At 64.1% G+C, this 25,494-nt stretch carries 25 protein-coding genes; 11 read left to right on the plus strand and 14 right to left on the minus strand.

What is annotated here, in order from left to right; translation table 11 throughout:
• Window positions 1-53 precede the first annotated feature (53 nt).
• Entirely contained in the window at window positions 54-470 is a 417-nt protein-coding gene (locus tag D0Y60_RS18475) for a helix-turn-helix domain-containing protein (RefSeq protein ID WP_117371441.1), read from the plus strand.
• Here the strand turns inward: D0Y60_RS18475 and D0Y60_RS18480 are convergent.
• A complete protein-coding gene (locus tag D0Y60_RS18480; protein ID WP_117371442.1) occupies window positions 467-1,033 on the minus strand; it encodes an SCO family protein in 567 nt (188 codons plus the stop codon). The genes D0Y60_RS18475 and D0Y60_RS18480 overlap by 4 nt on opposite strands.
• Window positions 1,033-3,285, minus strand: coding sequence for a heavy metal translocating P-type ATPase (locus tag D0Y60_RS18485; protein WP_117371443.1), 2,253 nt, complete (start codon window positions 3,283-3,285; stop codon window positions 1,033-1,035). Before D0Y60_RS18485 ends, D0Y60_RS18480 begins: the two co-directional genes overlap by 1 nt.
• Window positions 3,286-3,556: 271 nt before the next feature.
• On the opposite strand from D0Y60_RS18485, the gene D0Y60_RS18490 reads away from it, so the two are divergent.
• From D0Y60_RS18490 to D0Y60_RS18510, 5 genes are all read left to right on the plus strand, one after another.
• The gene (locus tag D0Y60_RS18490; protein WP_158565507.1) at window positions 3,557-3,781 is read left to right on the plus strand and encodes a hypothetical protein; all 225 of its coding nucleotides are present in this window, start codon (window positions 3,557-3,559) and stop codon (window positions 3,779-3,781) included.
• A gap of 116 nt (window positions 3,782-3,897) precedes the next feature.
• Window positions 3,898-4,137 carry a hypothetical protein gene (locus tag D0Y60_RS18495; RefSeq protein ID WP_147324540.1) on the plus strand — a complete coding sequence of 80 codons (240 nt, stop codon included), beginning with the start codon at window positions 3,898-3,900 and terminating at the stop codon, window positions 4,135-4,137.
• 123 nt (window positions 4,138-4,260) lie between these two features.
• A complete protein-coding gene (locus tag D0Y60_RS18500; RefSeq protein ID WP_117371446.1) occupies window positions 4,261-5,361 on the plus strand; it encodes a carboxynorspermidine decarboxylase in 1,101 nt (366 codons plus the stop codon).
• Window positions 5,362-5,394: 33 nt separating this feature from the next.
• Window positions 5,395-6,633 carry a saccharopine dehydrogenase family protein gene (locus D0Y60_RS18505; RefSeq protein WP_117371447.1) on the plus strand — a complete coding sequence of 413 codons (1,239 nt, stop codon included), beginning with the start codon at window positions 5,395-5,397 and terminating at the stop codon, window positions 6,631-6,633.
• A 131-nt stretch (window positions 6,634-6,764) separates the two neighbouring features.
• Window positions 6,765-8,021: an amidohydrolase family protein gene (locus D0Y60_RS18510; RefSeq protein ID WP_245409226.1), complete on the plus strand. Its 1,257-nt coding sequence runs from the start codon at window positions 6,765-6,767 to the stop codon at window positions 8,019-8,021.
• 55 nt (window positions 8,022-8,076) lie between these two features.
• Here the strand turns inward: D0Y60_RS18510 and D0Y60_RS18515 are convergent, their stop codons facing one another.
• The 7 genes from D0Y60_RS18515 to D0Y60_RS18545 all read right to left on the minus strand — a co-directional run bounded on the left by D0Y60_RS18515 (window position 8,077) and on the right by D0Y60_RS18545 (window position 15,308).
• Window positions 8,077-9,129 (minus strand): sulfate/molybdate ABC transporter ATP-binding protein, encoded by a 1,053-nt coding sequence (locus D0Y60_RS18515; protein WP_117371449.1) that lies wholly within the window; start codon window positions 9,127-9,129, stop codon window positions 8,077-8,079.
• A 14-nt stretch (window positions 9,130-9,143) separates the two neighbouring features.
• Window positions 9,144-9,998: a sulfate ABC transporter permease subunit CysW gene (cysW, locus tag D0Y60_RS18520; RefSeq protein WP_117371450.1), complete on the minus strand. Its 855-nt coding sequence runs from the start codon at window positions 9,996-9,998 to the stop codon at window positions 9,144-9,146.
• A complete protein-coding gene (gene cysT / locus D0Y60_RS18525; RefSeq protein WP_117371451.1) occupies window positions 9,988-10,851 on the minus strand; it encodes a sulfate ABC transporter permease subunit CysT in 864 nt (287 codons plus the stop codon). The genes cysW and cysT overlap by 11 nt, the downstream gene beginning before the upstream one ends.
• Before the next feature lie 5 nt (window positions 10,852-10,856).
• A complete protein-coding gene (locus D0Y60_RS18530; RefSeq protein WP_117371452.1) occupies window positions 10,857-11,882 on the minus strand; it encodes a sulfate ABC transporter substrate-binding protein in 1,026 nt (341 codons plus the stop codon).
• A 225-nt stretch (window positions 11,883-12,107) separates the two neighbouring features.
• Complete coding sequence (locus D0Y60_RS18535) at window positions 12,108-13,424, minus strand: FAD/NAD(P)-binding protein (protein ID WP_117371453.1); 1,317 nt, start codon at window positions 13,422-13,424, stop codon at window positions 12,108-12,110.
• A 61-nt stretch (window positions 13,425-13,485) separates the two neighbouring features.
• A complete protein-coding gene (locus D0Y60_RS18540; protein ID WP_117371454.1) occupies window positions 13,486-13,971 on the minus strand; it encodes an Rrf2 family transcriptional regulator in 486 nt (161 codons plus the stop codon).
• Window positions 13,968-15,308 carry an FAD/NAD(P)-binding protein gene (locus D0Y60_RS18545; protein ID WP_158565509.1) on the minus strand — a complete coding sequence of 447 codons (1,341 nt, stop codon included), beginning with the start codon at window positions 15,306-15,308 and terminating at the stop codon, window positions 13,968-13,970. The genes D0Y60_RS18540 and D0Y60_RS18545 overlap by 4 nt, the downstream gene beginning before the upstream one ends.
• Window positions 15,309-15,722: 414 nt before the next feature.
• Here D0Y60_RS18545 and D0Y60_RS18550 point away from each other — a divergent pair, with 414 nt between their 5' ends.
• Entirely contained in the window at window positions 15,723-16,823 is a 1,101-nt protein-coding gene (locus tag D0Y60_RS18550) for an acyl-CoA dehydrogenase family protein (RefSeq protein ID WP_117371456.1), read from the plus strand.
• A 43-nt stretch (window positions 16,824-16,866) separates the two neighbouring features.
• Here the strand turns inward: D0Y60_RS18550 and D0Y60_RS18555 are convergent, their stop codons facing one another.
• Window positions 16,867-17,331: an Rrf2 family transcriptional regulator gene (locus D0Y60_RS18555; RefSeq protein WP_117371457.1), complete on the minus strand. Its 465-nt coding sequence runs from the start codon at window positions 17,329-17,331 to the stop codon at window positions 16,867-16,869.
• A 487-nt stretch (window positions 17,332-17,818) separates the two neighbouring features.
• On the opposite strand from D0Y60_RS18555, the gene tauA reads away from it, so the two are divergent.
• The 3 genes from tauA to D0Y60_RS18570 all read left to right on the plus strand — a co-directional run bounded on the left by tauA (window position 17,819) and on the right by D0Y60_RS18570 (window position 20,549).
• Entirely contained in the window at window positions 17,819-18,823 is a 1,005-nt protein-coding gene (tauA, locus tag D0Y60_RS18560) for a taurine ABC transporter substrate-binding protein (RefSeq protein ID WP_117371458.1), read from the plus strand.
• Between the two features lie 89 nt (window positions 18,824-18,912).
• The gene (locus D0Y60_RS18565) at window positions 18,913-19,716 is read left to right on the plus strand and encodes an ABC transporter ATP-binding protein (RefSeq protein WP_117371459.1); all 804 of its coding nucleotides are present in this window, start codon (window positions 18,913-18,915) and stop codon (window positions 19,714-19,716) included.
• Complete coding sequence (locus tag D0Y60_RS18570) at window positions 19,713-20,549, plus strand: ABC transporter permease subunit (protein ID WP_117371460.1); 837 nt, start codon at window positions 19,713-19,715, stop codon at window positions 20,547-20,549. The genes D0Y60_RS18565 and D0Y60_RS18570 overlap by 4 nt, the downstream gene beginning before the upstream one ends.
• 12 nt (window positions 20,550-20,561) lie before the next feature.
• On the opposite strand, the gene D0Y60_RS18575 is transcribed toward D0Y60_RS18570, so the two are convergent.
• On the minus strand, window positions 20,562-21,197 hold the full coding sequence (locus D0Y60_RS18575) for an alpha/beta hydrolase (protein WP_117371552.1): 636 nt from the start codon (window positions 21,195-21,197) through the stop codon (window positions 20,562-20,564).
• 271 nt (window positions 21,198-21,468) lie between these two features.
• On the opposite strand from D0Y60_RS18575, the gene D0Y60_RS18580 reads away from it, so the two are divergent.
• Window positions 21,469-22,713: a hypothetical protein gene (locus D0Y60_RS18580; protein ID WP_117371461.1), complete on the plus strand. Its 1,245-nt coding sequence runs from the start codon at window positions 21,469-21,471 to the stop codon at window positions 22,711-22,713.
• A 22-nt stretch (window positions 22,714-22,735) separates the two neighbouring features.
• On the opposite strand, the gene D0Y60_RS18585 is transcribed toward D0Y60_RS18580, so the two are convergent.
• From D0Y60_RS18585 to D0Y60_RS18595, 3 genes are all read right to left on the minus strand, one after another.
• Complete coding sequence (locus D0Y60_RS18585; RefSeq protein WP_117371462.1) at window positions 22,736-23,392, minus strand: methionine ABC transporter permease; 657 nt, start codon at window positions 23,390-23,392, stop codon at window positions 22,736-22,738.
• Window positions 23,373-24,443: a methionine ABC transporter ATP-binding protein gene (locus tag D0Y60_RS18590; protein WP_117371463.1), complete on the minus strand. Its 1,071-nt coding sequence runs from the start codon at window positions 24,441-24,443 to the stop codon at window positions 23,373-23,375. Before D0Y60_RS18590 ends, D0Y60_RS18585 begins: the two co-directional genes overlap by 20 nt.
• 82 nt (window positions 24,444-24,525) lie before the next feature.
• On the minus strand, window positions 24,526-25,359 hold the full coding sequence (locus D0Y60_RS18595) for a MetQ/NlpA family lipoprotein (RefSeq protein ID WP_117371464.1): 834 nt from the start codon (window positions 25,357-25,359) through the stop codon (window positions 24,526-24,528).
• Between the last annotated feature and the right edge of the window lie 135 nt (window positions 25,360-25,494).

Below are 25,494 nucleotides of genomic sequence, written 5' to 3' on the forward strand. Positions count from 1 at the left end.
TTTACAAACCGTCCCGGCACATCTGTGGGGAGTGCGTTTCAGGAGGGCAGACCATGCTGACGATCGGCGATCTTTCCAAGGCCACGGGCGTCAAGGTTCCGACCATCCGCTATTACGAGCAGATGGGCCTGCTTTCCCATGCCGAGCGATCGGAGGGCAACCAGCGGCGCTATTCCAGCGGCGAGCGTGACCGGCTCACCTTCATTCGCCACGCCCGCGATCTCGGGCTGACCATCGATGCAATCCGCGAGCTGATCGAGCTCAGCCAGCATCCCGAACGCCCCTGCCACGACGCCGACCGCATCGCCGCCGAGCAGCTGACGACCGTGCGGCGCAAGATCGAGCGCCTGCAGAAGCTGGAGGCAGAGCTGGTGCGCATCACCAGCCATTGCCATTCCGACCAGATCCGCGACTGCTACGTCATCCGCGCGCTGGCGAACCACGATCTCTGCCAGGACGAACACGATTAGGACGCGGCAAGCCGCTTCAATTTCTGAAGCTGCGCCGCGCGGGGCTCATGCATATCCAGCATGCCCTGCAACCGGCCATCCGCGCGGATGAGGAAAAGCCCGGCGGTGTGCTCCATCGTGTAGCTGCCCGATTCCGTTGCAACCTTCCTGTAAAAGGCGGAAAACGCCTCCGCCGCCACCTTGGTCTGGGCGGCATCGCCGCGCAGCGCGATAATGCGCGGATCGAAGGACGTCATGTAAAGCTTCAGAAGCTGCGCCGTGTCGCGCTCGGGATCGATGGAGATGAAGAGCGGCGTGATGCGATCCGCCGCCGGGCCGATATCCTTGAGCAGGCCGCTCAGTTCGAAAAGCGCGGTCGGGCAGACATCCGGACAATGGGTGAAACCGAAAAAGGCGAGGTAGGGTTTTCCCGCGAGATCGGCCGAGCCGAAGGGCTTGCCATCCACCGTCTGCAAGGTGAAGACGCGCTGTTTCGGCCGGTCTGCCGGACGCCGCTTTGCCGCGACCGTCGCTCCGACGATCGCGGCAAGCCCGGCAAGGCCGAGAAGGGTCCTGCGCCGCATTATTTGATCGGCCGCAGCAGGCGCAACGCGTTCAGCGTGACGAGCACCGTGGCGCCGGTATCGGCGAGGATCGCGGGCCACAGGCCGGTGATGCCGATGATCGTCGTCACCAGGAACACGCCCTTGAGGCCGAGCGACAGCGAGATGTTCTGCACGATGTTGCGCATGGTGCGCTTCGACAAATCGGTCATCAGGGCGACATCGCCGACGCGGCCGTGCAGGATCGCGGCATCGGCCGTTTCCAGCGCCACATCCGTACCGCCACCCATGGCGATGCCGACATCGGCGGCAGCGAGCGCCGGCGCGTCGTTGATGCCGTCGCCGATCTTGCCGACAACAAAACCTTCGCGCTGGAATTCGCCGACGATGCGCTGCTTGTCTTCCGGCATCAGCTCCGCGCGCACCTCGATGCCGAGTTCGGCGCCGACGGCCTTTGCGGTGCGGGCATTGTCGCCGGTCAGCATGACGGTCTTGATGCCTAGATCCCGGAGGGCTTTGAGGCCGGCGGCGGCGTCCGCGCGCGGCTCGTCGCGCATGGCTATGGCGCCGGCCAGCACGCCGTCGACGATCAGCATGGAGACGGTCTTGCCGTCATCGTTGAGCGCCGTCGTGGCGGCCTGCACCTCTGCGGAGAGGGCGACGCGCTCGGCGGCGGCCTTCGGCGAGGCGAGGAAGATTTCCTTACCCTCGACGGCGGCCGTGACGCCCTTGCCGCCCAGAGCCCGCGAACCGGTGGCGACCGGCGGCACGATGCCGTCTTCAGCAGCCTTGGCAAGGATGGCGAGCGCCAGCGGATGGCTCGAGCCGGCTTCCAGCGCGGCCGAGAGGCGCAGCACCTCTTCGGCCGAGGCGGAGAAGGCGACGACGTCGGTGACCTTGGGTTTGCCCTCGGTCAGCGTGCCGGTCTTGTCAAAGGCGATGGCCGTCAGCTTGCCGAGGCCTTCCAGCACCGCGCCGCCCTTCATCAGCAGGCCGCGGCGGGCGCCGGCAGAGAGTGAAGCGGCTATTGCCGCGGGCGTCGAGATGACCAGCGCGCAGGGGCAGCCGATCAGCAGCACAGCGAGGCCCTTGTAGACCCACTCGCTCCAGATGCCACCGAAGAACAACGGCGGGAGGATCGCGACGAGGGCCGCGACGACGACCACGCCGGGCGTATAATATTTCGAGAAGCGGTCGATGAAACGCTCGGTCGGCGCCTTGGATTCCTGGGCTTCCTCGACCAGCTTGATGACGCGCGCAATCGTGTTGTCTGCCGCGGCTGCCGTGACCCGCACGCGCAAAGCCGCGTCGCCATTGACCGTGCCGGCAAAGACCGTATCGCCGACATCCTTGCGCACCGGCGTGCTCTCACCCGTCACCGGAGCCTCGTCGATGGCGCTTTCGCCCTCGATGATCGTGCCATCGGCGGAGATACGGTCGCCGGGGCGCACGAGGATGACGGCACCGACCGCAAGCGTCTCGGCCGGTACCTCCTTGGTGCGGCCATCCTCATCGAGCAGCGCCGTCTTCGGCACCAGCGTGGAGAGCGAGCGGATACTGTCGCGCGCCTTGCCGGCCGCGACACCCTCCAGCAGTTCGCCGACGAGGAAGAGGAAGACGACCATCGCCGCCTCCTCCGTCGCATTGATGACGACGGCGCCGACGGCGGCGATGGTCATCAGCATTTCGATGGAGAACGGCGTGCCGGCCAGCGCCGCCATGATGGCGCGGCGCGCGATCGGCAGCAGGCCGACGACCATGGCGATCATGAAGGCATAGGTTTCGATATCAGGAAAAAGGTGACCCACGGCATAGGCGACGACAAGTGCGGCACCGGCGAGAATAGTCAGCCGCCCCTTCTTGCCCTTCCACCACGGCCCCTCGGACGGGCCATGGTCATGGCCATGCAGGCCCTCGATGGCCGCCGTCTTCGGCGCATCGTGGTCATGCCCGGCATGATCATGGTGGTCGTGCCCGTCATCATGGCTATGGCCGTGGTCATGATTGCAGTTCGGACCATGCTCATGCTGGGCCGCCGGCTTTTCGGCCACCGCGCCGGCCGGCGTCACCGCATAGCCTAGGCCGGAGACCCTCCTGCGGATCGCCTCCAGATCGCTTTCCGCATCGTGCTCAACGCGCATCGTGCCCGCCGTCACCGAAACGGAAACGTCCGATACACCGGGCATGCGGCGCACGGCCGTATCGATCTTGCTGGCGCAGGAGGCGCAATCCATGCCCTCCACGCGAAACCGGGTCTCTTTCACATCAGCCATCGCACAATCCTCTTCAGTCTCATGCGATGCTTCTACGACCTCTAGTGACTAGAGGTGCAAGAGCGAAATATGAAATTTCTTGATCCCTTGAAAAAAGAGGCGATGGTCGCGGTTTCCGGCGACCCCGTTTTTCCATAGAATTCCTGCTCAAGACGATCATTCGCGACTAGGGGTAATGGTGAGAAAATTTGAAATCTACGCCGGTGATACTCTTATCGGAACCACGTCGTTTGAACTTGGAGATCCCGCTATGGGTGTCGCATGTGGCGAGATGGCCCCCACACCAGCCTATTCGGTCTATTATCCGAAGGCTCCCGACACCCTGAACGCTCGACTGGCTGGCATTCCCATCCCGGCAGGTGGCGGGATGTACATAGAAGACTATCTGGAAGAACTGGGGGAAATCACAGTCACCATTCTTGGCATCGATCACGTGCTCTATGGAGAACTCTTCCCGGAGCATGTCGCGGCCTATGAAGAACAGTTCAAATCCTAGAAACGGTTTTTTCATTCAAAAAAACCGCACAAGAGATGCATTGAAATCCACGACCGCACCATGCTAGGGAGCGCCCCATTGAATGCAGGTTTCATCTGCTGGTTGGGGAGGACGCCATGTCTTGGCAAACCCTCTTCCAATCGGGGATGGGCTCGGATGCCCCCCGAACGGAAGAACGCTACTCGATGCGCGCCCTCGCGGCCCGCTCTGGCTTTTACGCCGTCAGGCTGGCTGCGCCGTTGCGCCGTCCGGTGAAGACACCGCGCCTGCCCAATCTCTTCCTTGAGCGTTATCGCGACCGGGGTAACAGCGCCAAAGCGCTGTCACATCGCCGTGTCCGCACGACGATACCGTAACAGCGGCTTTTTCCCTTTTTGAGCCACGCGGAGCGGGCGGTTTGCGCCTGCCCTCACCCGCGTTCCTATCGCGTTGCCGGCCTTTTTGCCGGCGGCCGTCCCACCGCAGCAGACAGGTCCCCGATGTCCCTGACCACACCCTATTACCTGATCGACAAGTCGAAGCTCCTCGCCAACATGGAGAAGATCGCGCGTCTTCGCGAACTCTCCCGCGCCAAGGCGCTCCTGGCGCTGAAATGCTTCGCCACCTGGTCGGTCTTCGATTTCATGCGCGACTACATGGATGGCACCACCTCCTCCTCGCTCAACGAAGTGCGCCTCGGTCACGAGCGCTTCGGCAAGGAGACGCATGCCTATTCCGTCGCCTATGCGGATTACGAGATCGACGAGGTCGTAAGCCATGCCGACAAGATCATCTTCAACTCCATCGGCCAGCTCGATCGATTCGCCGACAAGGCCTCCGGCATCGTGCGCGGCCTGCGCCTCAATCCCGGCATTTCCTCCTCGACCTTCGACCTCGCCGATCCCGCCCGCCCCTTCTCGCGGCTCGGCGAATGGGATGTGAAGCTGGTCGAGCCGGTCATGGACCGCATTTCCGGCTTCATGATCCACAACAATTGCGAAAACGGTGATTTCGACCTGTTCGACCGCATGCTCGGCACGATCGAGGAGAAGTTCGCGCCGCTGCTCAAGAAGGCCGAATGGGTGAGCCTTGGCGGCGGCATCCACTTCACCGGCGAAAACTATCCGCTGGAAAAATTCGCCGAGCGGCTGAAACGCTTCTCCGGTGAGTACGGCGTGCAGGTCTATCTGGAGCCGGGCGAGGCCTCGATCACCAAATCCACCTCGCTTGAGGTGACGGTGCTCGACCTGCTGAACAATGGCAAGGACCTCGCCATCGTCGACAGCTCGATCGAGGCCCATATGCTGGACCTCCTGATCTACCGGGAGAACGCCAAGCTTTCCCCCAATACGGGACCGCACCGCTATATGGTCTGCGGCAAGTCCTGCCTCGCCGGCGATATCTTCGGCGAGTTCAATTTCGAAAACCAGCTGAAGGTCGGCGACCGCATCTCCATCCAGGATGCGGCCGGCTACACCATGGTCAAGAAGAACTGGTTCAACGGCGTCAAAATGCCGGCGATCGCCATCCGCGAACTGGACGGCACCATCAGAACGGTCCGCGAATTCACCTACGCGAACTATGAAGAAAGCCTCTCCTGAGGCGTACCGGGTTAGAAGGAGATATCCCCCGACATGAAGAAGAACGTGCTCATCATCGGCGCCGGCGGCGTCGCACAGGTCGTCGCGCACAAATGCGCCCAGAACAACGACGTGCTCGGCGACATCCACATCGCCTCGCGCACCAAGGCGAAGTGCGACAAGATCATCGCGTCGGTCCATGAGAAGAAGGCGCTGAAGCAGCCGGGTGTGCTGGAAGGCCACGCGCTCGACGCGCTCGATATCGAAGCCACCAAGGCGCTGATCACCGCCACCAAGTCCGAAATCGTCATCAATGTCGGCACCGCCTTCCTCAACATGTCGGTGCTGCGCGCCTGCATGGATACGGGCGTCGCCTATATCGACACCGCAATCCACGAAGAGCCGGGCAAGATCTGCGAGACGCCGCCGTGGTACGGAAACTACGAGTGGAAGCGTGCCGCAGAATGCGCGGAGAAGGGCATCACCGCCATTCTCGGCGCCGGCTTCGATCCGGGTGTCGTCAACGCCTATGCCAAGCTCGCCAAGGATGAATATCTTGACAAGGTGACGGACGTCGACATCGTCGACATCAATGCCGGCAGCCATGGCAAGTACTTCGCCACGAACTTCGACCCGGAAATCAATTTCCGTGAGTTCACCGGCGTCGTCTATTCCTGGCAGAACGGCGAATGGCAGACCAACAAGATGTTCGAAATCGGCAAGGATTACGACCTGCCGGTCGTCGGCACGCGCCGCGCCTATCTCTGCGGTCATGACGAAGTGCATTCGCTGGCCAAGAACATGGACGGCGCGAACGTGCGTTTCTGGATGGGTTTTGGCGATCACTACATCAACGTCTTCACTGTCCTGAAGAGCCTCGGCCTGCTCTCCGAGCAGCCGGTCAGGACCGCTGAAGGCCAGGAAGTCGTGCCGCTCAAGGTGGTCAAGGCCGTGCTGCCGGATCCGGCATCGCTCGCGCCGGGTTATGAAGGCAAGACCTGCATCGGCGACTATGTGAAGGGCTTCAAGGACGGGAAGGAAAAGACCGTCTTCATCTACAACGTGGCTGACCACAAGGAAGCCTATGAGGAAGTCGGCTCGCAGGGCATTTCCTACACCGCCGGCGTTCCCCCCGTCGCCGCCGCGATGCTGGTTGCGACCGGCGAGTGGGACGTGAAGAAGATGGCCAACGTGGAGGAACTGCCGCCGAAGCCCTTTATCAACCTGCTCAACGGCATGGGTCTTCCCACCCGCATCCAGGACGAGGACGGCGACCGCGCCGTCAGCTTCTAAGCAAAGGAGCCGGCCGCGTTTTCGACGCGGCCGGTGCCTGTCGGAGCGGGTCCGCATCGACTACAATGGGACTGGCCGGCACGGGCGGCCAGGTCGCGGCGCAGACAAAAGACTGCGCGAAGGAGAAGACCGTGACGGCACTCAAGGACAGTCCCTATCTGCTGGCCGATGTCAGGCTCGAGGAAGGCTTCGAAACGGACGACGACGTCATCGTCGCCACGCGAACGGCGCTCCATACGCTCGAAATCAGGGACGGCCGGATCGCCGCTCTGCATGCCGCCGGCAGCACCCTTCCCGCCGGTCTGCCGATCTACCAGGCGAACGGCCGGCTCGCGCTGCCCACCATGCGCGACATGCATATCCATCTCGACAAGACCTTCTATGGCGGCCCGTGGCGGGCGCCGCGTCCGCGCCAGGGCAAGACGATCATGGACATGATCGCACTGGAGGAAAAACTCCTGCCGCAGTTGCTGCCGACCTCCGTCGAGCGCGCCGAAGGTCTGATCGCACTCCTTCAATCCAAGGGCAGCACGGTTGCCCGCAGCCATTGCAACATCGATCCGGTGAGCGGGCTGAAGAGCCTCGAACACCTGAAGATCGCGCTGGAAAGGCACAGGCAAGATTTCGTCTGCGAGATCGTCGCCTTCCCGCAGCACGGCCTGTTGCATTCCAAGGTCGACGGTCTGATGCGCGAGGCCATGCAGATGGGCGTGGATTATGTCGGCGGGCTCGACCCGACCAATGTCGACGGCGCCATGGAAAAATCGCTCGACGCGATGTTCCAGATCGCGCTCGATACCGGCAAGGGCGTCGATATCCACCTGCACGAGACGAGCCCGGCGGGCGTTGCCGCGTTCGACTACATGATCGATACGGTGGAAAAGACCCCTGCACTGAAGGGCAAGGTGACGATCAGCCATGCCTTCGCGCTGACGAGGCTCTCGCCCGAACAGCTGGAAGAAACCGCCGGCCGGCTCGCGGCAAACGGGATGACCATCGCCTCGACGGTGCCAATCGCCGACCTGATGATGCCGCTGCCGAAGCTCACCGAAAAGGGCGTCTTCGTCATGACCGGCACCGACAGCGTCATCGACCACTGGTCGCCCTTCGGCAGCGGCGACATGCTGGATAAGGCCTGTCTCTACGCGCAGCTCTATCGCGGCTCTGACGAATATCAGCTGTCCCGGTCGCTCGCCATTTCCACCGGCGGCGTGCTGCCGCTCGATAATGACGGCAACCGCGCGTGGCCGAAGGTCGGCGACGAAGCTAGTTTCTCGCTGGCGGAGGCGAGCTGCACGGCCGAAGCGGTCGCTCGCGTTTCGCCACGAACGGCGACCTTCCACAAGGGCCGCCTCGTCTCCGGCGGAGTCGACAAGGCTCCCGGCTGAGGCCTCGCCTCCGCGCGAACAAAAAGGCCGGCGTCACCGCCGGCCTTTTTTCGTTTCATGCCGCGAATGTCTTCCAGCGGGTCGGCCGGAAGCGGAGCATCGTGCCCGTCGAGGCCTGCGCGTCGAGCGGCACCTCGATCTCCACGTGATGCGGATCGCCGGGCGTGCCGATATCGATATCTGCTATGCGGGTGCCGGCCAGACGCCGCGAGGTCGATACGCGCCCTTCCAGCGCCGGCGCCGCCGGATCGGCAACGAGCACGACATCCTGCGGGCGGAAGAACAGCGTGCCGTCGCCGGAGGCGATATCGCCGCCATGCGGGGCGATACCGATCGGCTCGTTCTGGAAGCGCACGGCGCCATCCGAAATGCTGACCGGCAGGCTGGCGCTGTCGCCGATGAATGAGAACACGAAGGGCGAGTTCGGCCGATCATAGACATCGTCGGACGAGCCGACCTGCTCGATCTTGCCCTGGCTCATCACGACCACGCGGTCGGCAAGCTCCAGCGCCTCTTCCTGGTCGTGCGTCACGAAGACCGTGGTATGGCCGGTGCGGTCATGGAATTCGCGCAGCCAGCGGCGCAGTTCCTTGCGAACCTTGGCGTCGAGGGCGCCGAAGGGTTCGTCGAGCAGCAGGACTTTCGGCTCGATGGCCATGGCGCGGGCGAGCGCCACGCGCTGGCGCTGGCCGCCGGAGAGCTGGTTGGGATAGCGCTTTTCAAGGCCGGAGAGCTGCACCATCTCCAGGAGATCGCTGACGCGGCGCTGGATCTCGGCCTTCGGCGGGCGCTCGCCGCGCGGGCGCACCGTCAGGCCGAAGGCGATGTTGTCGGCGACGGTCATGTGGCGGAACAGCGCGTAGTGCTGGAAGACGAAGCCGACGTGACGCTCCTGCACCGTGCGGTGCGAGGCGTCCTCGGCACCGAAATAGATGCTGCCGAGTGTCGGCGTCTCCAAGCCGGCGATAAGGCGCAGCAGCGTTGTCTTGCCGGAGCCCGAGGGGCCGAGAAGCGCGATCAGTTCCCCGGAGCGGATATCGAGCGACACGTCGTTCAAGGCCGGGTATCGATCGAATTCCTTGCGAATGTTTTTTACACTGACGTCCATAGAGGGCGTGCCTTTCAATGCTTGCGGCCGGCCGCGATTTCCGCGCCGTAGTGAAGTTCGAGGGCCGTCTTGACGACGAGCGTGACGAGCGCGAGCGCGGCGAGCAATGAGGCCACCGCGAAGGCGGCGACGAAATTGTACTCGTTGTAGAGGATCTCGACATGCAGCGGCATCGTATTGGTGAGGCCGCGGATATGGCCCGAGACCACCGAGACCGCGCCAAATTCACCCATGGCACGCGCATTGCAGAGCAGCACGCCGTAGAGCAGGCCCCATTTGATATTGGGCAGCGTCACGTACCAGAAGGTCTGCCAGCCGCTTGCGCCGAGCGACAGGGCTGCCTCCTCGTCACCCGTGCCCTGCTCCTGCATCAGCGGGATCAGTTCGCGCGCGACGAAGGGAAAGGTCACGAAGACTGTGGCGAGCACGATGCCCGGAACGGCGAAGAGGATTTCGATGCCGTGGCTCTTCAGCCAGGGACCGAGCACGCTGCCTGCGCCGAACAGCAGCACATAGACCAGGCCGGAAATGACCGGCGAGACCGAGAACGGCAGGTCGATCAGCGTCGTCAGAAACGCCTTGCCCTTGAACTCGAACTTGGCGATGGCCCAGGCCGCCGCCACGCCGAAGACGAGGTTGAGCGGCACGGCGATGCCAGCGACCAGCAGCGTCAGCCGAATGGCGGCCATCGTATCGGGATCGCCGAGCAAGGCGAAGAACTCGCCCGGCCCCTTGCGGAAGGCCTCGATAAAGACGGCGGCGAGCGGCAGGATGAGGAAGAGTGCCAGGAACAGGAGGGCCGTCGCCATCAGCGCGTACCGCGCCAGCGGGGCCTCCGTCGTTGGCGAGCGCAGGGTCTTACGCGCCATGTCCGTACCTCCTGCGATTCCATGCCTGGATCAGGTTGATCACCAGCAGCATGGTGAAAGACAGCGCCAGCATGATCGTGGCGATGGCCGTGGCCGCACCGTAGCTGAATTCCTCCAGCCGGATGACGATGAGGAGCGGCGCGATTTCCGAGACATAGGGAATGTTGCCGGCAATGAAGATGACCGAGCCATATTCGCCCACGCCGCGGGCGAAGGCGAGCGCGAAACCGGTGAGGATGGCGGGGGCGAGACCCGGCAGCAGCACGCGGCGGATGGTCTGGAAGCGGTTGGCGCCCAGCGTCGCGGCCGCCTCCTCCACCTCGCGGTCGATCTCCTCCATGATCGGCTGCACCGTGCGCACCACGAAGGGCAGGCCGATGAAGATCAGCGCGATGACGATGCCGGTCGGGTTGAAGGCGGCCTTGATACCGAAGACGTTCAGGATCGAACCGACCCAGCCGTTCGGCGCATAGAGGGCCGCGAGCGCGATGCCGGCGACGGCGGTCGGGAGTGCGAAGGGCAGATCGACGATCGCATCGACGATGCGGCGGCCGGGGAATTCGTAGCGCACGATGACCCAAGCGACGAGCACACCGAAGACCACGTTGATCAGCGCGGCGACGAAGGCCGTGCCGAAGGACACTTCGAGCGCCTTTATGGTGCGCTCGTCAGAAAGGATGGCCAGAAACTCCGCGCCCGTGAGCGAGGCAGAGCGCCAGACGAGGCCGGCGAGCGGGATCAGGATGATGAGGGTCAGGTAAGCGAGCGAAAAGCCGAGCGTCAGTCCGAAACCCGGAATGACACTCGGCTGTCTCAGTCGCCACCGCCCGGAGGCAGCAGCAGATGTCGTCAAAGGACTTAGTTCCCCGGCTTGTAGATCTGGTCGAAGACGCCGCCGTCGCCGAAGTGCTCGGGCTGTGCCTTGGCCCAGCCGCCGAAGATCGGGTCGTCTATCGTCACCAGCTTAATGTCCGGAAGCTGTTGCAGCAACTCGGGCTTTACCACTTCCCGTTTCGACGGACGGTAGAAGTGTTTTGCCGCGATGTTCTGGCCTTCCTCGGAATAGAGGTAGTTCAGATAGGCTTCCGCCTGCTTGCGGGTGCCCTTGGCATCGACGTTGCCGTCGACGACGGCGACCGGCGGCTCGGCGAGGATCGAGATCGGCGGCGCGACGATATCGAAAGAGTCCGCACCGAATTCGGCACCGGCAAGATAAGCCTCGTTTTCCCAGGCGAGCAGAACGTCGCCGATCTGGCGTTGGGCGAAGGTGGTCAGCGAACCGCGGGCACCCGTGTCGAGAACCGGCGCGCGCTTGTAGAGTTCGGCAATGTAAGCCTTGATCTTATCCTGGTCGCCGCCGAATTCCTGGTTCGCCCAGGCCCACGCCGCGAGATAGTTCCAGCGGGCACCGCCCGACGTTTTCGGGTTCGGGGTAACGATCTGCACGTCGCCCTTTACCAGGTCGCCCCAGTTCTTGATGCCCTTCGGGTTGCCCTTCCGCACCAGGAAGACGATGGTCGAGGTGTAAGGCGCCGAATTGTTCGGAAGGCGCGTGCGCCAGTCCTTGTTGATCTTGCCGGTCTTGTCGACGATGGCGTTGATGTCGCTTTCCAGAGCGAGGGTAACGACGTCGGCTTCGAGCCCGTCGATAACCGCGCGGGCCTGCTTGCCCGAGCCGCCGTGCGACTGCTGGATCGTGACGTCTTCGCCGGTCTCGGCCTTCCAATGCTTGGCGAAGGCCTCGTTGTAGTCCTTGTACAGCTCACGCGTCGGATCATAGGAGACGTTCAGAAGCGTCGTCTCCGCCCGCGTTGCCGTTGCACTGCCGAACGCAAGTCCGACACTCAGGAGCAATGCCCCCACCCGTTTTACCAAAATCGACATCTCAACCTCCTGGATGCTTGTCCCGACCAAAACCCTATTGAATTAGTAGAGTTAGTCAACAATGCCCGGAAAGTTCGCAAAACCGGTTCCAAACCGGCCGAAACCGCGCAATGGAAGACCTGCTTTAACCCACAGGTCGCGCACGGTTCATCTCGCAAACGGGGTCCGAAGCGCAAAATGCATCCGCGGAAAATGCGCGTTTTGGGCCTTCACCTCAAACTTTTTTCAGCGCTCGGAGGTGCGGGCGAGGCCGTGCGGGGTGGCAGCCAGCACCGCGCGATAGGCCTGGCGCACGGTTTCCGCAAAGGTGAAGGGCCCCGGCCGCAGGCTGGAGGCGATCGCACCGACCACGGAAATCGCCGGTATCGGCGTACCGTGATGGGCGAGATAGCCGCCGTCATCGATGCTCAGCGCCGCCGCATCGCGGGACAGGAGGCCGGCGAGCGCGCGGGCGGATGGCACCTCACGGCAGTCGATGACGGTCTCGTCGGCGGATTTCGAGGCGCGCGGGGAGACGAAGCGCGTGCGGCCGGTCTCGATTTCAGCGGCGAGGCGCCGGTGGACGTCGGGCGCGAGGCGAATGGAGAAGTGGCGGTGCAGGCGCAGCAGATGGCGGCGGTAGCGGTTGCGCTCGGCCTGCGGGAGGTTCCGCCAGACCACGGCAAGACGGGCGGAAGCGGCGTCGACAACGGCCTGCCATTGGCCGCCCTCGCGCGCCTCCGCGCGTCTACATTCGCGCCGCACGTAGCGGAACGCTTCCTGCAACGAGCGGCTTGCCGGCGGTTCACCGAAGGCGAGGCCAGATTGCGGGCGGGCATGCGGTTGCGGCAGGCGGCCGCTGGCCGCCGCGATGTGGATTTCCCCCGCGAAGCCGTTTGCCCGAAGGTGCAGCAGGATGGCAGCCAGGCGTGGGCCGTTGCCGACAAGCGTCAGCGGCATCGGGTTTTCGAGGCCGGACAGGCGCTCGGCAACACTGTGCGCTGCCTGCCACGAAGCGGCCTCGCGCTGCGTGATGCCAAAGCCGGTGGCGACGAAGACATGGTCGAAATCGGCGCATTCGCCGTCGCGAAAGATCAGCCGCGGCGTGGCGCCGCCGGCATCGACATGGCGGACATGGCCGCGGAAGGTGCGGATGCGCACATCCTTGCGCAGCGCCATCACCTCGCCGAAGCGCGCCATGACATAGTCGCGGAACAGCGCGCGCGGCGCATGCAGGTCCTGCGGGCGGCAGAGCGTGGTGACGGTGCCCCCGGCCAGCCAATTGATCTTCAGCCAGTCGGCGAAATCGTCGGGGCGCTCGGGCACGACCGAGAGGTCACGCGCCGGCTCGGTGGTCGGCACCAGGCCCGCCGCGCCATTGCCGAAGGCGCCCGGCGCATCCTCGGCATCAACGAGCCAGGCCTCGAAGGGCCGATGCAGGCGCTTCATCAGCGCAATCGCCGTGGCAAGACCGGACGGACCAGCCCCGATGATCGCGATTTTCAATGCCGGCACACCCTCCGGCCATACCGCGTCTTCCCGCATGCCTCTGTCGAAGAACATTGGATGTCCCTTCCTTTCGCCTGGAAGCCGAACGGTATGATAGCGCAGTTTCGGATATTTTCTACATTTTTACTAGACTAATTGAGCGCGCAATTCCCATGCTGGCATCCGACGCTACGGCAGAGCCTCCTTTGGGATCGGCAAGCAGGTCGGACAGCGTCGTCCCGTCAAGAATTTCATCAGAGGCGGCGGCGACTTTCGCAAAGACCCGCCGCACCGCGCAGAGCGCCCGGTCGCGGCAATCGGTGCAGGGGCGATTTCCGCCGCGCGACAGGCAGCCGAGCGGCACAAACGGCCCCTCCATCAGGCGCAGCACATCGCCAAAGACGATTTCCTCCGGGCTGCGCAGCAGGAGATAGCCGCCGTGTTTGCCGCGACGGCTGGCGACGAAGCCCGCCCGCTTCAGGTCCAGCAGGATCTGCTCCAGGAATTTCTTCGGGATCGTCTCCCGCGCAGCAATCGCGGCGATGCGCATCGTCTCACCCGGCGCGATACGCGCCAGCGCAAGAAGCGCCCGCAGGGCATATTTGGATTTCTGCGAGATCATGACTTGGCGATCTCGGTGGCCATGCGTCCGGCGACCGAACGAGCCTGCACACGGATATCGGGCACGGCGGTAATCTCAAAATGGCGCCCGGCGGTGAGCGGGCCCATGGCATAAAGCTTTCCTTCGGACGCGGGCACCGCGGAATGGTCATCGACCGCGATGCCGAGGCCGATTGGGTGGGGCGCGACGATCCCTTCGGCGGCAAGGCTGGACAAAAGCGGCGAGGCCGAGACCGTACATCGCTCGAAACCGGTGCAATTGACCGCCATGGCCACCGACAACGGTCGACCTTGAACGGAGGCGATTACGCCGTCATCCTGCCCATGCAGCGCCTGCAACCGGCCGCGTCGCACGACGAGCCGCCCCGTCTCACGCAACGCCGCGATTTCGGCGGCGACGGCGGGTGCCATGCGGTGGCGGTGGACATTCCAGAACGGTGCGGCGTGGCGCAGGAACCGGCGCTGCTGCTCCGACGTCCAGCCTTTCCAGAGGTCCTGCGTCACGGGGCGAAGGCCATCCATGACGGCGCGCCAGTCCGGCGTGGCGGTCGCAGCCGCACGAAGCTTCGCGAGCATGGCGCTGAGTTCAGCGCTTTCAGGCAGAAGCAACGGCGCGATCGGTTCGGCCCGGTGCGCGAGATGCGCTTGCGGCAGCAGGCCGTGACGGGAGACGGCATGCATCGTGCCACGAAAACCGGTCCGCGCGAGGCGAAGACACTGATCGACCATGGTGAGGCCAGTGCCGACGAAGAGCACATCGCCGTCGTCGGGAAGGCGGCTCCACCACGCATCGTCCCAAGGGTTCTGCACGACGAATGGGCGAACCTCCTCGGATATCGCCTCGTCCGGCAAGGGTAGGCGGCCGGTGCCGGCACCGGTACAGAGCGCGGAAACGCGCGCCGCAAGCATGGAACCACCGGAGAGATGGAAGAGCAGCCCGCCATCGGCCAGTGCCTCGGCGCGCTGGGCTTCGGCATCGACGAGCGTGAGCGCGGCGCGATTGGCGGTGCGCTTCAGCGCGGCATCGAGGCAATCCTCGATGTAGTCGCCATAGAGGCGCCGGGGCGCGAAATCGCCGGCCGTTGCGGCATGGCCATTTTCTGCAAGCCATTGCGTGAAGTGGTCGGGCCGGTCGGCAAACAGGCTCATACGGCCGGCGGGTACGTTGAGGCGGTGGCAATCAACCGTCGTCGCATAGGCGATGCCCCTGCCCTGCTCTTCACGCGCGCCGACGAGGCTGATTCGTGCCGTCGGCGGTGCCAGTTCAACGAGATTGAGCGCCAGCGCCACGGCCGAAAAACCCGAACCGATGACCGCCACATCCGTCTCTTGTCTCATTTTATTTCCTCCCGAAGGATGACGCGAGCAATCTAGCGGCATTTATCTACAAAATCTATAGACTATTAATCGGCATCCCCAGATCGATAAAATGGCCGGCGCGCCGCTTGGTTCCAGTCCCGCCCAACCGGAGTGATCCACCAGCTTGAACGGGACGGAGCCGATGGTATTCTGCGTTTGCACCAACGTCGTGATACGGGATCGAGGAACCAGATGGCGGGTTTTCCATTCTGTCTCTCGCTCTTGAGACCGCCCGGCTTTGTGCGACGGCGATGTAACGCCGTGCAATGGGGTCCCGGTCTGCCCGGCTTTGCCCCGGGCGCCAAAGCGATCTATACAATGTCTATAGAATATGATCTTTTGCCCGACCGAACCAGCGCACCCTGAAACCACCTTCCGCAAGGAGCTGACGCCATGGGTACGATTTCATCCGCGCTTGACCGACCGGTGCGCACCGCCGCCGTGATCGGCACCGAAGACGAAGCGATACATGTGGCCCGCACGGTTGCGGGCCTGTTCGATCTTTCCAGCCCGGCGGCAAGCGGCACGGCGGAAACACGCCTCGATCTGCTCTCCCGCTCCGGCCTGTTCGGCATTTCCGTTCCCACCGAACAGGGCGGCATAGATGTTTCCAATACCGTTCTGGTCGCCGTCTGCGCGGAGGCCGCGTCGCATTCGGCCACCCTCGGCGAGATTCTCGCGGCGCATTTTACCGCGCTCGAACATATCCGCAGCTTCGGCACCGAGGGCCAGCGCAACACGATCTTTGCCGCGGCCCGTTCCGGCGCCCGGCTTGCGCGGGCCGTCGGCCGGCGGGGCGGCGCCGAGCTGGAGGCACTGCCGCTCGCCATTGTCGGCCTTGCGCACCGCCTCAGCGGCGAGGCGCTATCGACGCCCTGCACGCGCCATGCGGACTGGATGCTGATCCCCGTGCTCGGCGATGGCGGCAAGACCGCCGGCCTGCTATTGCCAACCCGCATCGACGGCCTGCGCTACGCGGCCAACAGCTGCGAGCCCGCACCCGGCGGCGTGCAGCCCGCCGAGCCCGTCCTGTTCAAGGACGTGCTCATCGATGGCGACGTGCTGCTGCATGCCGCCGGCGAGGCGCCACAGCCACCCGTGCCGCACGCGCTCGATCTGCTGCTGGAGGCGAGCCGCCATCTGGGTGCCGGCCGCCGCGCGCTGCGGCAGGTTCTGGAGGGAGCAACGGCACCGGCCACCATAGGCCTCCTCTCCGCCCGCCTTGCCGCGGCGGAGGCCATGGCCGAGGAGGCGGGGCGCGCCATCGACGCCGCGCAGATCGGCCTTGCCGGACAGCACCGGACAAACGCCTTCCTCGCCGCAACGGCCGCCCTCACGGTGGCACAGGAAGCGGCGAGCGCAATACGGCAGGCAGATTCGGTGGGGATGGAGAAAGCGGAGCAAACCTTGTCGGCCGCGTCACGGGCCGCGCTGGAACAAAGCGGCCGCCTGCTGATCGAGATGCACCGGCATGCGCCGGAGGCCGAAACCTGAAGCATGCCCGGTTGGCCGCCGTGATGAACGGGCCATAAGCGCCTCAGCCGGCGCGCTTTTCCAGTTCTTCGTCGTCGATGACCGCGGCAGCGCCGGGAACGGCTACGAACTGTTCCAGCGTCATCGTATCGAGAATGGAGGCAATGGCGTCGCGCACGTCGGTCATGGCGCGACGAACCTGACAGGTTTCCGGATCGGCGCAATCCTCGCAGGCCTCGAAAGCCGTGCGGCTGGCGCAGCGGATGGGCGCGAGCGGACCATCAAGCACGCGGATGGCATGGCCAATGCGGATTTCGGAGGCAGCATGCGACAGCGAATAGCCGCCGCCCGGCCCCTTCTTGGAGCGCAGCATGCCGGCGTTGCGCAGTTCCAGAAGGATCGTGTCGAGAAACTTCTTCGGAATGTTGTTGCGCAGCGCGATCTCGCTGACGAAAGCCGTTTCACCGGGCGCAAGCCGCGCCAGATCCACGAGGGCTTTCAGTCCGTACTTTCCCTTTTTCGTCAGCATGTCCGCCTGCTTTCCATCCGCATGTCTTAATCGTCCGGATCACCCGGCGGCGCGAAACCGTTTGTCGCGCTCTCCAGATTGGCCCGTCGTCTTCGGGAAGATCGTTCAGTTCACCCATGAAGGGTGATTCCGGCTCATTCTAGGCACTGAAGTGCGAAAAACATATAAAAACGGTATAATTTATTTGCGCCGACCGTCGCAAGAAGAACAGACTGGATTTTCGCGTTTTCACGCGGTTTTGCTATCAGACGTGCCCTATCCGCATCATTTTTTAACCGTCTTAGGCAACACGTCCTGCATTTTAGGCTTCTGCCACCCTAGTACGGTCGTACAACCCGTTCCACGGCAGCCTGCAATCAACGAAAAACCAATTGCCGCACGGCCTCAAAATTGAGGCGAAAATTTCTCTACTAAATTCATAGATTTTATAATCTCAATTTACCGGCCCGCCCAGAGAGCTCGGGCAACGGCAACTTGAGGAGAGATCATGAGCATTACCCGCAGAACCCTGCTGGCCGCCACCGCCGCGCTGACGCTGGCCGCATCCTTCGGCACCGCCTTTGCCGACGAAGTCACGCTCAACATCGGCTACCAGCCGATCGTCGAGCCCTCGCGCGTTCCCCAGGCTGACGGCACCTATGAGAAGGTGACCGGCGCCAAGATCAACTGGCAGAAATTCGACGGCGGCGCCGACGTAATCGCAGCCATCGCCTCCGGCTCGCTCGATATCGGCTATGTCGGCTCCTCGCCGCTCACTGCCGCTGCCAGCCGCGAATTGCCGATTGAGACGATCTTCGTCGTCGGCCTGATCAGCGAAGCCGAGGCGCTCGCCGTGAAGGGCATCGAAAAGCCCGAGGACCTCGCCGGCAAGAAGATCGCGACACCCTTCGTCTCGACCGCCCATTACAGCCTGCTGACGGCGCTGAAGCACTGGAACGTCGATCCGAAGTCCGTCGAGATCCTCAACCTGCGTCCACCGGAAATCGCGGCTGCCTGGGAACGTGGCGACCTCGACGGCGCCTATGTCTGGGATCCGGTCCTGTCCGAGCTGAAGAAGAGCGGCAAGGTTCTTGCGACGTCCGCCGACGTCGCCGAATGGGGCGGCCCGACCTTCGACGCCTGGATCGTCAGCAAGAAGTTCGCCGAAGAGCATCCCGATGTCGTCACCGCCTTCGTGAAGGTAACGGGCGACGCGACGGCCGCCTATCGCGCCAATCCCGATGCCTGGAACGCGACCTCGCCGGAAGCGGAAAAGATCGCCCGCCTCACCGGCGCCAAGCAGGACGAGGTTCCGGCGCTCCTTAAGGGCTATATCTTCCCGACGCTGGAAGAGCAGGCTGGCGAAGCGCTGCTCGGCGGCGGCACGGTGAAGGCGGTTTCCGATACCGCGGCCTTCCTGCTCGAACAGGGCAAGATCCCCGCCACCCTCTCCGACTACAAGCCCTACGTCTCTACCCGCTGGGTCACGGACGCGACCAAGCTCGCCTACTGACCGGCGAACATCCTGCGGCGGAGGTGGCCCGGTTGCGCGAAAGCGCCGCCGGGCCGTCGCCAATCTCAAGCAAACCTCCCGGAGGCCCCATGAGCATCCTGACCTTCCGCAACGTCTCGCTCACCTATCCGGCGCGCACCGGCAAAGGCGGGGCAGCCGAAAAGCGCGTTCTCGACGGCATCAACCTGCAGGTCGCCTCTGACGAGCTGGTGGCGATCATCGGCCGCTCCGGTTCCGGCAAGACGAGCCTGCTGAACCTGGCCGCCGGTTTCCTGAAGCCCACCGAGGGTGCCATCACCGTCGACGGCACGCCCGTCACCGGACCGGGCGCCGACCGCGCCGTAGTGTTCCAGGACGATGCGCTCTATCCTTGGCTCGATGCCCGCGACAACATCGCCTTTCCCCTGAAACTAAAGGGCGTAGCGCTTGCCGAACGCCGCGCGAAAGCCGAGGTGCTGCTGGCGCGCGTAGGGCTTGCGGATGCCGGCGACCGGCACATCTGGGAACTCTCCGGCGGCATGCGCCAGCGGGTCGGCATCGCCCGGGCGCTCGCCGCCGAGCCGCGCTTCCTCTTGCTCGACGAGCCGCTCGGCGCACTCGACGCGCTGACCCGCACGCGCATGCAGGACTTCCTGCTGCGCATCAAGGCCGAGAGCGGCGCGGGCGCCGTACTCATCACCCACAGCATCGAGGAGGCGCTGCTGCTCGGCACGCGCGTCGTCGTGCTCTCGCCCAATCCGGGCCGCCTGACGGCGGAGGTCGAGGCCGGCTTCAATGCCGAGATCCTGAACGGCGCTTCGGTTGCCGACGTGAAGGCCTCGCCGATCTTCAAACGCATGCATGCCGGACTGACTGGCCTCATCCACGCCGGCGAAGAGGAGCTTGCCGCATGACGCTTCTGAGTGAACTCGACGCCCTCGCGGGCGAAACGACCGATGAGACGCCGGCCCGCGCTGCCCGCCCCCTCCCCATTGCTGTCATCTCCACGCTCACTGTCGGCGTGATCATCGGCCTATGGGCGCTCGCCTCGGCCTATGCGCTGGTCTCGCCGGTCTTCCTGCCCTCGCCGCGACAGGTCGTCATCGCGCTCTACAATCTCGTCGTGACGGGCTTCGTCGATGCGACGCTGGCCGAGCATGTCGGCGCGAGCCTCTATCGCATCTTCGGCGCGCTGATCGCCTCCATCCTCATCGGCATTCCCGCCGGCCTTGCCATCGGTACGAGCCGCGTCGGCCGCGGCATCCTCGATCCCATCGTGGAGTTCCTGCGTCCGCTGCCGCCGCTCGCCTATCTGCCGCTCGTCATCATCTGGGTCGGCATCGGCGAAGCCTCGAAGATCACGGTCATCGCGCTCTCCATGCTACCGTCGATCATCCTGTCGACCTCGGCCGGCGTGCGCGCCGTCTCGAAGGACCACATCAATGCCGCCCGCTCGCTCGGCGCCAGCAAGGCGCAGGTGCTGCGGGAAGTGGTCCTGCCGAGTGCCGTCCCCTCCATTCTGACCGGCATCCGCATCGCTCTCGGCGCGGGCTGGACGACGCTGGTGGCGGCAGAACTCGTGGCGGCGACCAGCGGCATCGGCTTCATGATCCAATCGGCGGCGCAATTCCTCGTCACCGATATCGTCATTGCCGGCATCATCGTCATCGCACTGATCGCCATCGTGCTGGAATATGTCGCGCGCCTCATCGAGCGGCGCCTGGTGCCATGGGCATCGCACCGATAGGAAGACTGGCGCTCAGTGGAGCGCCAGTCCCATGCCCGCGACGGCCACCGTGAACAGGCGGCCGTCTTTGTTTGCGGCAAAGGGATCGCGCTCGCTGCGCAGCTTCAGAAGTTCAAGGAAGTCGTAGCCCGCCGTCCAGCGGCCGAAGCCGCTGGCAATGTTGATATGTCCGGCATTGCCGATATCGACGAGATCGCTGCCCCAGGCGCGCGCCGTGCGGCGCAGCTGATCCGTCGGCATGTAGGGATCATCGAGACTGCCGACGACGAGCGAGGGGAACGGCAGGCGGCGGCGCGGCATGGCGCCGAACCGGATGATACAGGGATGCAGCGTCTCGGTCGTATCGAGATCGCAGGGCGCGACGAGAAGCGCTCCGCGAATGCGCGAGGCCAGCCGGCTTTCGGCGAAATGCGCCGCCAGCACGCAGCCGAGACTATGGCCGACCAGAAAGAGATCGCCCGTCGTCATCGCCACCTGCCGTTCCAGCTCGGAAAGCCAGGCCTCGCGGTCAGGGCAGGCCCAGTCGGACTGCTCGACGACCCGACTGCCCGGATTGTCGCGCGTCCAGTGCCGCTGCCAGTGCCCCTCCGCCGAACCATTGAGGCCGGGCAGGATCAGCGTATCCACGGGAATATCGATCGACGGCATGGCAGCACCTTTCTTCGCAAACAGGATAGAGCAATGATGCGGGCAAACGGCCGGATTGATAAGAAAGCGGCTGCTATAGTCTACAAAAACCATAGAATTTTCTTGCCTATGTTGCGGCCCGCCGGAAAATGCGGGAACCGCCCGCGGGATCGCGCGCAAGCATCTGGAATTATTTTCCTTTTTCCAATTCTTCTTCGCAAAGCGCACGCTTGTTCAACGCCGCCGCCAGCTGCGAGAGTGCTGTTTCATGCCCCTGAAGAGGACGCCCGTAATGAGCCTGCCGACACCCGATTTCGCCCGCAACATGACGCTGATCGGCCATTCCGACATCGGCGGGCGGGGCGATGGCTTGCAGCTGATGGTGCATAGGGGTTTTGCCTATGTCGCCCATCCCTGGTCGCAGGGTTTTTCGATCGTCGACGTGCGCGATCCGAAACGGCCGGGCAATGTCACCTATGTGCCGGCACCGCCGAACACCTGGAACATCCATCTCCAGACCCATGACGACCTGCTGCTCGTCATCAACGCACTTGACCTCTTCGCCGATATCGAGACCTTCACGGACGAGAAGGCCTATTACACAAAATCAGTCGGCGAGACGGTCTTGCGCGCCAAGCGGTCACGCGCCTGGACGGCGGGCATGACGGTCTATGACATTTCGGCACCTGACCGGCCAAGAAAGATCGGCCAGCTCAATGTGGACGGCGTCGGCTTTCACCGGCTCTGGTATGTCGGTGGTCGTTATGCCTATGCCTCGGCGCTGCTCGACGGCTTCACCGACTATATCTTCGTGACGATCGACATGGCCGATCCGACAAAACCGGAGCTGGTCGGCCGCTGGTGGCTGCCCGGCATGAATGCGGCGGCGGGCGAGGTTTCTCTGGCCCCCCAAGGCCGACGCCATGCGCTGCACCACGCGCTGGTGCACGGCGACACCGCCTATGCCTGCTGGCGCGACGGCGGGCTGACGCTGCTCGATATCCGAGATCACGCCGCGCCAAAACTCATCAAGCACCACAACTGGTGCCCGCCCTATGGCGGCGGCACGCATTCGCCGCTGCCGCTGGTGGAGCGCGGTCTGCTGATCGTCGCCGACGAGGCGGTGGCGGACCATGAGGAAGACGGCCGCAAGCACACCTGGGTCTTCGATATCCGCGAACCGTCGAACCCGATCAGCATCGCGACCTTCCCGATCCCCGACGAGATCGACTATGCGAAAAAGGGCGGCCATTTCGGGCCGCATAACCTGCACGAGAACCGGCCGGGATCCTTCGTCTCGGATAGGCTGATCTTCGCCACCTGGCAGAATGCCGGCATTCGCGCCTTCGACATTTCCGATCCTTACAGGCCGGTGGAAACCGGCGCATTGGTGCCAGCCGCACCGAGGACGATGACCGACCGGCGGCCCGGCCGTCCGCAGGTCATCCAGTCGGCCGATGTCTTCGTCGATGCGCGCGGCCTGATCTACGCAACCGACTACAATGCCGGTCTGGAGATCATCGAATACGGGGGCTGATCCCGCCGCCGTATCCTTGCACTCAACCGCGATGATCGAGCTTGGCCACCCAGCGGTCGCCGATCCACTGGATGCCGCAGACCATGACGATCAGCACGGCGACGACGGCCACCATCACGGAGGTCTCGAAACGCTGGTAGCCATAGCGGATGGCGAGGTCGCCGAGACCGCCGGCACCGATGGCGCCGGCCATGGCCGAGGCACCGATCAGCGTGACCAGTGTCACCGTGAAACCCGCGACGATGCCGGGCAGCGCCTCGGGGATCAGCACTTCGCGAACGATCGTCCAGCGATTGCCGCCCATAGCACGCACGGCCTCGATCAGGCCGCGATCGACCTCGCGCAGCGACACTTCGGCGATGCGCGCATAATAGGGTGTGGCGGCAATCGACAGCGGCACGATGGCCGCCCAGGTACCGATCGACGTGCCGACGATGAGGCGCGTGACCGGAATAAGCGCGACGAGCAGGATGATGAAGGGCACGGAGCGGAAACCGTTGATGACGGCGCCGAGCACACGGTTGACCCAGAGGTTTTCCGCAATGCCCCCACGGGCCGTCGCCACCAGCGCGAGGCCGAGCGGCAGCCCGAAGACCAGCGAGATGATGCCCGAGGCGGCCGTCATAACGACGGTTTCCCAGAGCGAGCGGACGAGAAGTTCAAGCATGATCGGCGACATGGCCGAGGACCTCCACCTGGGCGCCGAGGCGCTCTGCATAGGATGCTAGCGACGCGGCCTTTTCGGCCGGCACCGCGAGGAAGAAGCGGCCGACTGCCTGCTCCTGGATATGATCGACGCCGCCATGGATGAGGCGGTAGCCACCGGGGAATTCCTGCGACAGCCCCTCAAACAGCGGGCCGGTGGCGGCCGGGCCGGCAATGTCGATGCCGAGGATCGCCTCGCCGCCGACATCCGTCGTCAACTTGTCGGCGATATGGGCGGGAAGCTGCGGGCGGATGCTGCTGAGCAGGCTGCGCGTCGTCTGCGCCTGCGGGCGGGAAAAGACCTGCCAGACCGGCCCCTCCTCCACGACGCGGCCGGCATCGAGCACGGTCACGCGGTCGGCGATGCCCCTGATCACCTCCATCTCATGGGTGATGAGCAGGATGGTGAGGCCGAGCTTGCGGTTGATGTCCTTCAGAAGCGCCAGGATCGAACGGGTGGTTTCCGGGTCGAGCGCGGAGGTCGCCTCGTCGGAAAGCAGCAACGCAGGCTTGGCGGCGAGCGCGCGCGCAATGCCGACACGCTGCTTCTGGCCGCCGGAAAGTTCGGACGGATAGGCTTTCGCCTTGCCGGAGAGGCCGACGAGCTCAAGCAGCTCGGCGGCGCGCGCCAACCGCTTTGCCTTCGGCCAGCCCTCGATCTTCAGCGGCAGCGCGACATTCTCCTCGACGGTCTTCGCGGAGAGCAGGTTGAAGTGCTGGAAGATCATGCCGATACGGCGGCGCAGCGGCTGGAGATCGGCTTCACCCAACCCCGTGATCTCGCGGCCCTCGATCGCGATCGTACCGCTGTCGGGCCGTTCCAGCCCGTTAAGGCAGCGGATCAACGTCGATTTGCCGGCACCGCTGCGGCCGATGATGCCGAGGATTTCGCCGCGGCGGACGGTAAGCGTTACGCCATCCAGCGCCGCCGTCTCGCCGAAGCGCCGGCGCACGTCCGCAAGGCGGATGACATCCGTCTCTTCGGCCGCGGCGGAGGCCGCTTTCCAGGTCACATGTGAGTTCATTGCGCGTCCTTCCGCAAATGCCAAGACAGCCCGCGACGGCGTTTCAGCGCGTCGCGGGCTGCCGGATTGGCCGTCCTGTGCCTTAGTAGGCGCTAATGCCCGTACCCTTGTAGACACGGTCGAACTCGGCCTTCACGACGTCGTTCTGATAGGCCTCGACCAGCGGCTTGACCCAGGGCTCATCCTTTGATTCCTCGCGCACGGCGATGAAGTTGCGGTAGGGATTGTCGGCGACCGGCTCCTGCGCGATGCGATTTTCCGGGGTGAGACCGCTCTTCAGCGCCCAGTCGGTGTTGACCACGGCGGCGTCAAGATCTTCCACCGAGCGGCCGACGATGCCGGCGTCGAGTTCCTTGATCTCGAGCTTCTTCGGGTTTTCCGAGATATCGGCGATGGTCGCGAGAATACCCGTGCCGTCCTTCAGCTTGATCAGACCCTCGTTCTGCAGCACGCGCAGCGCGCGGCCTTCGTTGGACGGATCGTTCGGCACGCCGACGACGGCGCCTTCCGGCAGGTCGCCAACGCTCTTGTGCTTGTTGGAATAGAGGCCGATCGGCCAGACGCCGGTATAGCCGACGGGCACGATCTTGTAGCCGTTCGTCTTGATCTGGTTTTCCAGATAGGGCAGGTGCTGGAAGGCGTTAGCATCGATTTCGCCGCGCGACAGTGCCTCGTTCGGCTGCGTATAGTCGTTGAAGACGACGGTCTCGATCGTCAGGCCCTTCTTGGCGGCCTCGGCGGTGACGACGCGCCAGACGTCCTCATCCTCACCGGAAATGATGCCGACCTTCAGGTCCTTCTTGTCTTCCGCGACGGAGGGGCTGGAAACGGAGAGGACCGAGACGGACACGGCGGCAACGGCGATCGCTGCGAGCGCCACGCGGCGGGAGAGAAGATTTTTGGTGATATTCAACATGATAGCCTGCTTTCGCGATTGGGAGGATCGACGCTCGAAACCAACCCGGTTTCTGTGAAGCAAAATCGCAAATGCCGCTTTCGTGAACAACGAATGGCGATTTATTGGGCAGCGCGAACGGGAACTTTCGGTCTC

It is taken from the genome of Shinella sp. WSJ-2 (genome assembly GCF_003432075.1).
In the GTDB taxonomy this organism is placed as follows: domain Bacteria; phylum Pseudomonadota; class Alphaproteobacteria; order Rhizobiales; family Rhizobiaceae; genus Shinella.

Bases quoted from the DNA above. Each gene is read 5' to 3' on its own strand.
- D0Y60_RS18475 (WP_117371441.1), top strand. From the start codon at position 54: ATGCTGACGATCGGCGATCTTTCCAAGGCCACGGGCGTCAAGGTTCCG.
- D0Y60_RS18480 (WP_117371442.1), bottom strand. From the start codon at position 1,033: ATGCGGCGCAGGACCCTTCTCGGCCTTGCCGGGCTTGCCGCGATCGTC.
- D0Y60_RS18485 (WP_117371443.1), bottom strand. From the start codon at position 3,285: ATGGCTGATGTGAAAGAGACCCGGTTTCGCGTGGAGGGCATGGATTGC.
- D0Y60_RS18490 (WP_158565507.1), top strand. From the start codon at position 3,557: ATGGCCCCCACACCAGCCTATTCGGTCTATTATCCGAAGGCTCCCGAC.
- D0Y60_RS18495 (WP_147324540.1), top strand. From the start codon at position 3,898: ATGTCTTGGCAAACCCTCTTCCAATCGGGGATGGGCTCGGATGCCCCC.
- D0Y60_RS18500 (WP_117371446.1), top strand. From the start codon at position 4,261: ATGTCCCTGACCACACCCTATTACCTGATCGACAAGTCGAAGCTCCTC.
- D0Y60_RS18505 (WP_117371447.1), top strand. From the start codon at position 5,395: ATGAAGAAGAACGTGCTCATCATCGGCGCCGGCGGCGTCGCACAGGTC.
- D0Y60_RS18515 (WP_117371449.1), bottom strand. From the start codon at position 9,129: ATGGACGTCAGTGTAAAAAACATTCGCAAGGAATTCGATCGATACCCG.
- cysW (WP_117371450.1), bottom strand. From the start codon at position 9,998: ATGGCGCGTAAGACCCTGCGCTCGCCAACGACGGAGGCCCCGCTGGCG.
- D0Y60_RS18530 (WP_117371452.1), bottom strand. From the start codon at position 11,882: ATGTCGATTTTGGTAAAACGGGTGGGGGCATTGCTCCTGAGTGTCGGA.
- D0Y60_RS18535 (WP_117371453.1), bottom strand. From the start codon at position 13,424: ATGTTCTTCGACAGAGGCATGCGGGAAGACGCGGTATGGCCGGAGGGT.
- D0Y60_RS18540 (WP_117371454.1), bottom strand. From the start codon at position 13,971: ATGATCTCGCAGAAATCCAAATATGCCCTGCGGGCGCTTCTTGCGCTG.
- D0Y60_RS18545 (WP_158565509.1), bottom strand. From the start codon at position 15,308: ATGAGACAAGAGACGGATGTGGCGGTCATCGGTTCGGGTTTTTCGGCC.
- D0Y60_RS18550 (WP_117371456.1), top strand. From the start codon at position 15,723: ATGGGTACGATTTCATCCGCGCTTGACCGACCGGTGCGCACCGCCGCC.
- D0Y60_RS18555 (WP_117371457.1), bottom strand. From the start codon at position 17,331: ATGCTGACGAAAAAGGGAAAGTACGGACTGAAAGCCCTCGTGGATCTG.
- tauA (WP_117371458.1), top strand. From the start codon at position 17,819: ATGAGCATTACCCGCAGAACCCTGCTGGCCGCCACCGCCGCGCTGACG.
- D0Y60_RS18565 (WP_117371459.1), top strand. From the start codon at position 18,913: ATGAGCATCCTGACCTTCCGCAACGTCTCGCTCACCTATCCGGCGCGC.
- D0Y60_RS18570 (WP_117371460.1), top strand. From the start codon at position 19,713: ATGACGCTTCTGAGTGAACTCGACGCCCTCGCGGGCGAAACGACCGAT.
- D0Y60_RS18575 (WP_117371552.1), bottom strand. From the start codon at position 21,197: ATGCCGTCGATCGATATTCCCGTGGATACGCTGATCCTGCCCGGCCTC.
- D0Y60_RS18580 (WP_117371461.1), top strand. From the start codon at position 21,469: ATGAGCCTGCCGACACCCGATTTCGCCCGCAACATGACGCTGATCGGC.
- D0Y60_RS18585 (WP_117371462.1), bottom strand. From the start codon at position 23,392: ATGTCGCCGATCATGCTTGAACTTCTCGTCCGCTCGCTCTGGGAAACC.
- D0Y60_RS18590 (WP_117371463.1), bottom strand. From the start codon at position 24,443: ATGAACTCACATGTGACCTGGAAAGCGGCCTCCGCCGCGGCCGAAGAG.
- D0Y60_RS18595 (WP_117371464.1), bottom strand. From the start codon at position 25,359: ATGTTGAATATCACCAAAAATCTTCTCTCCCGCCGCGTGGCGCTCGCA.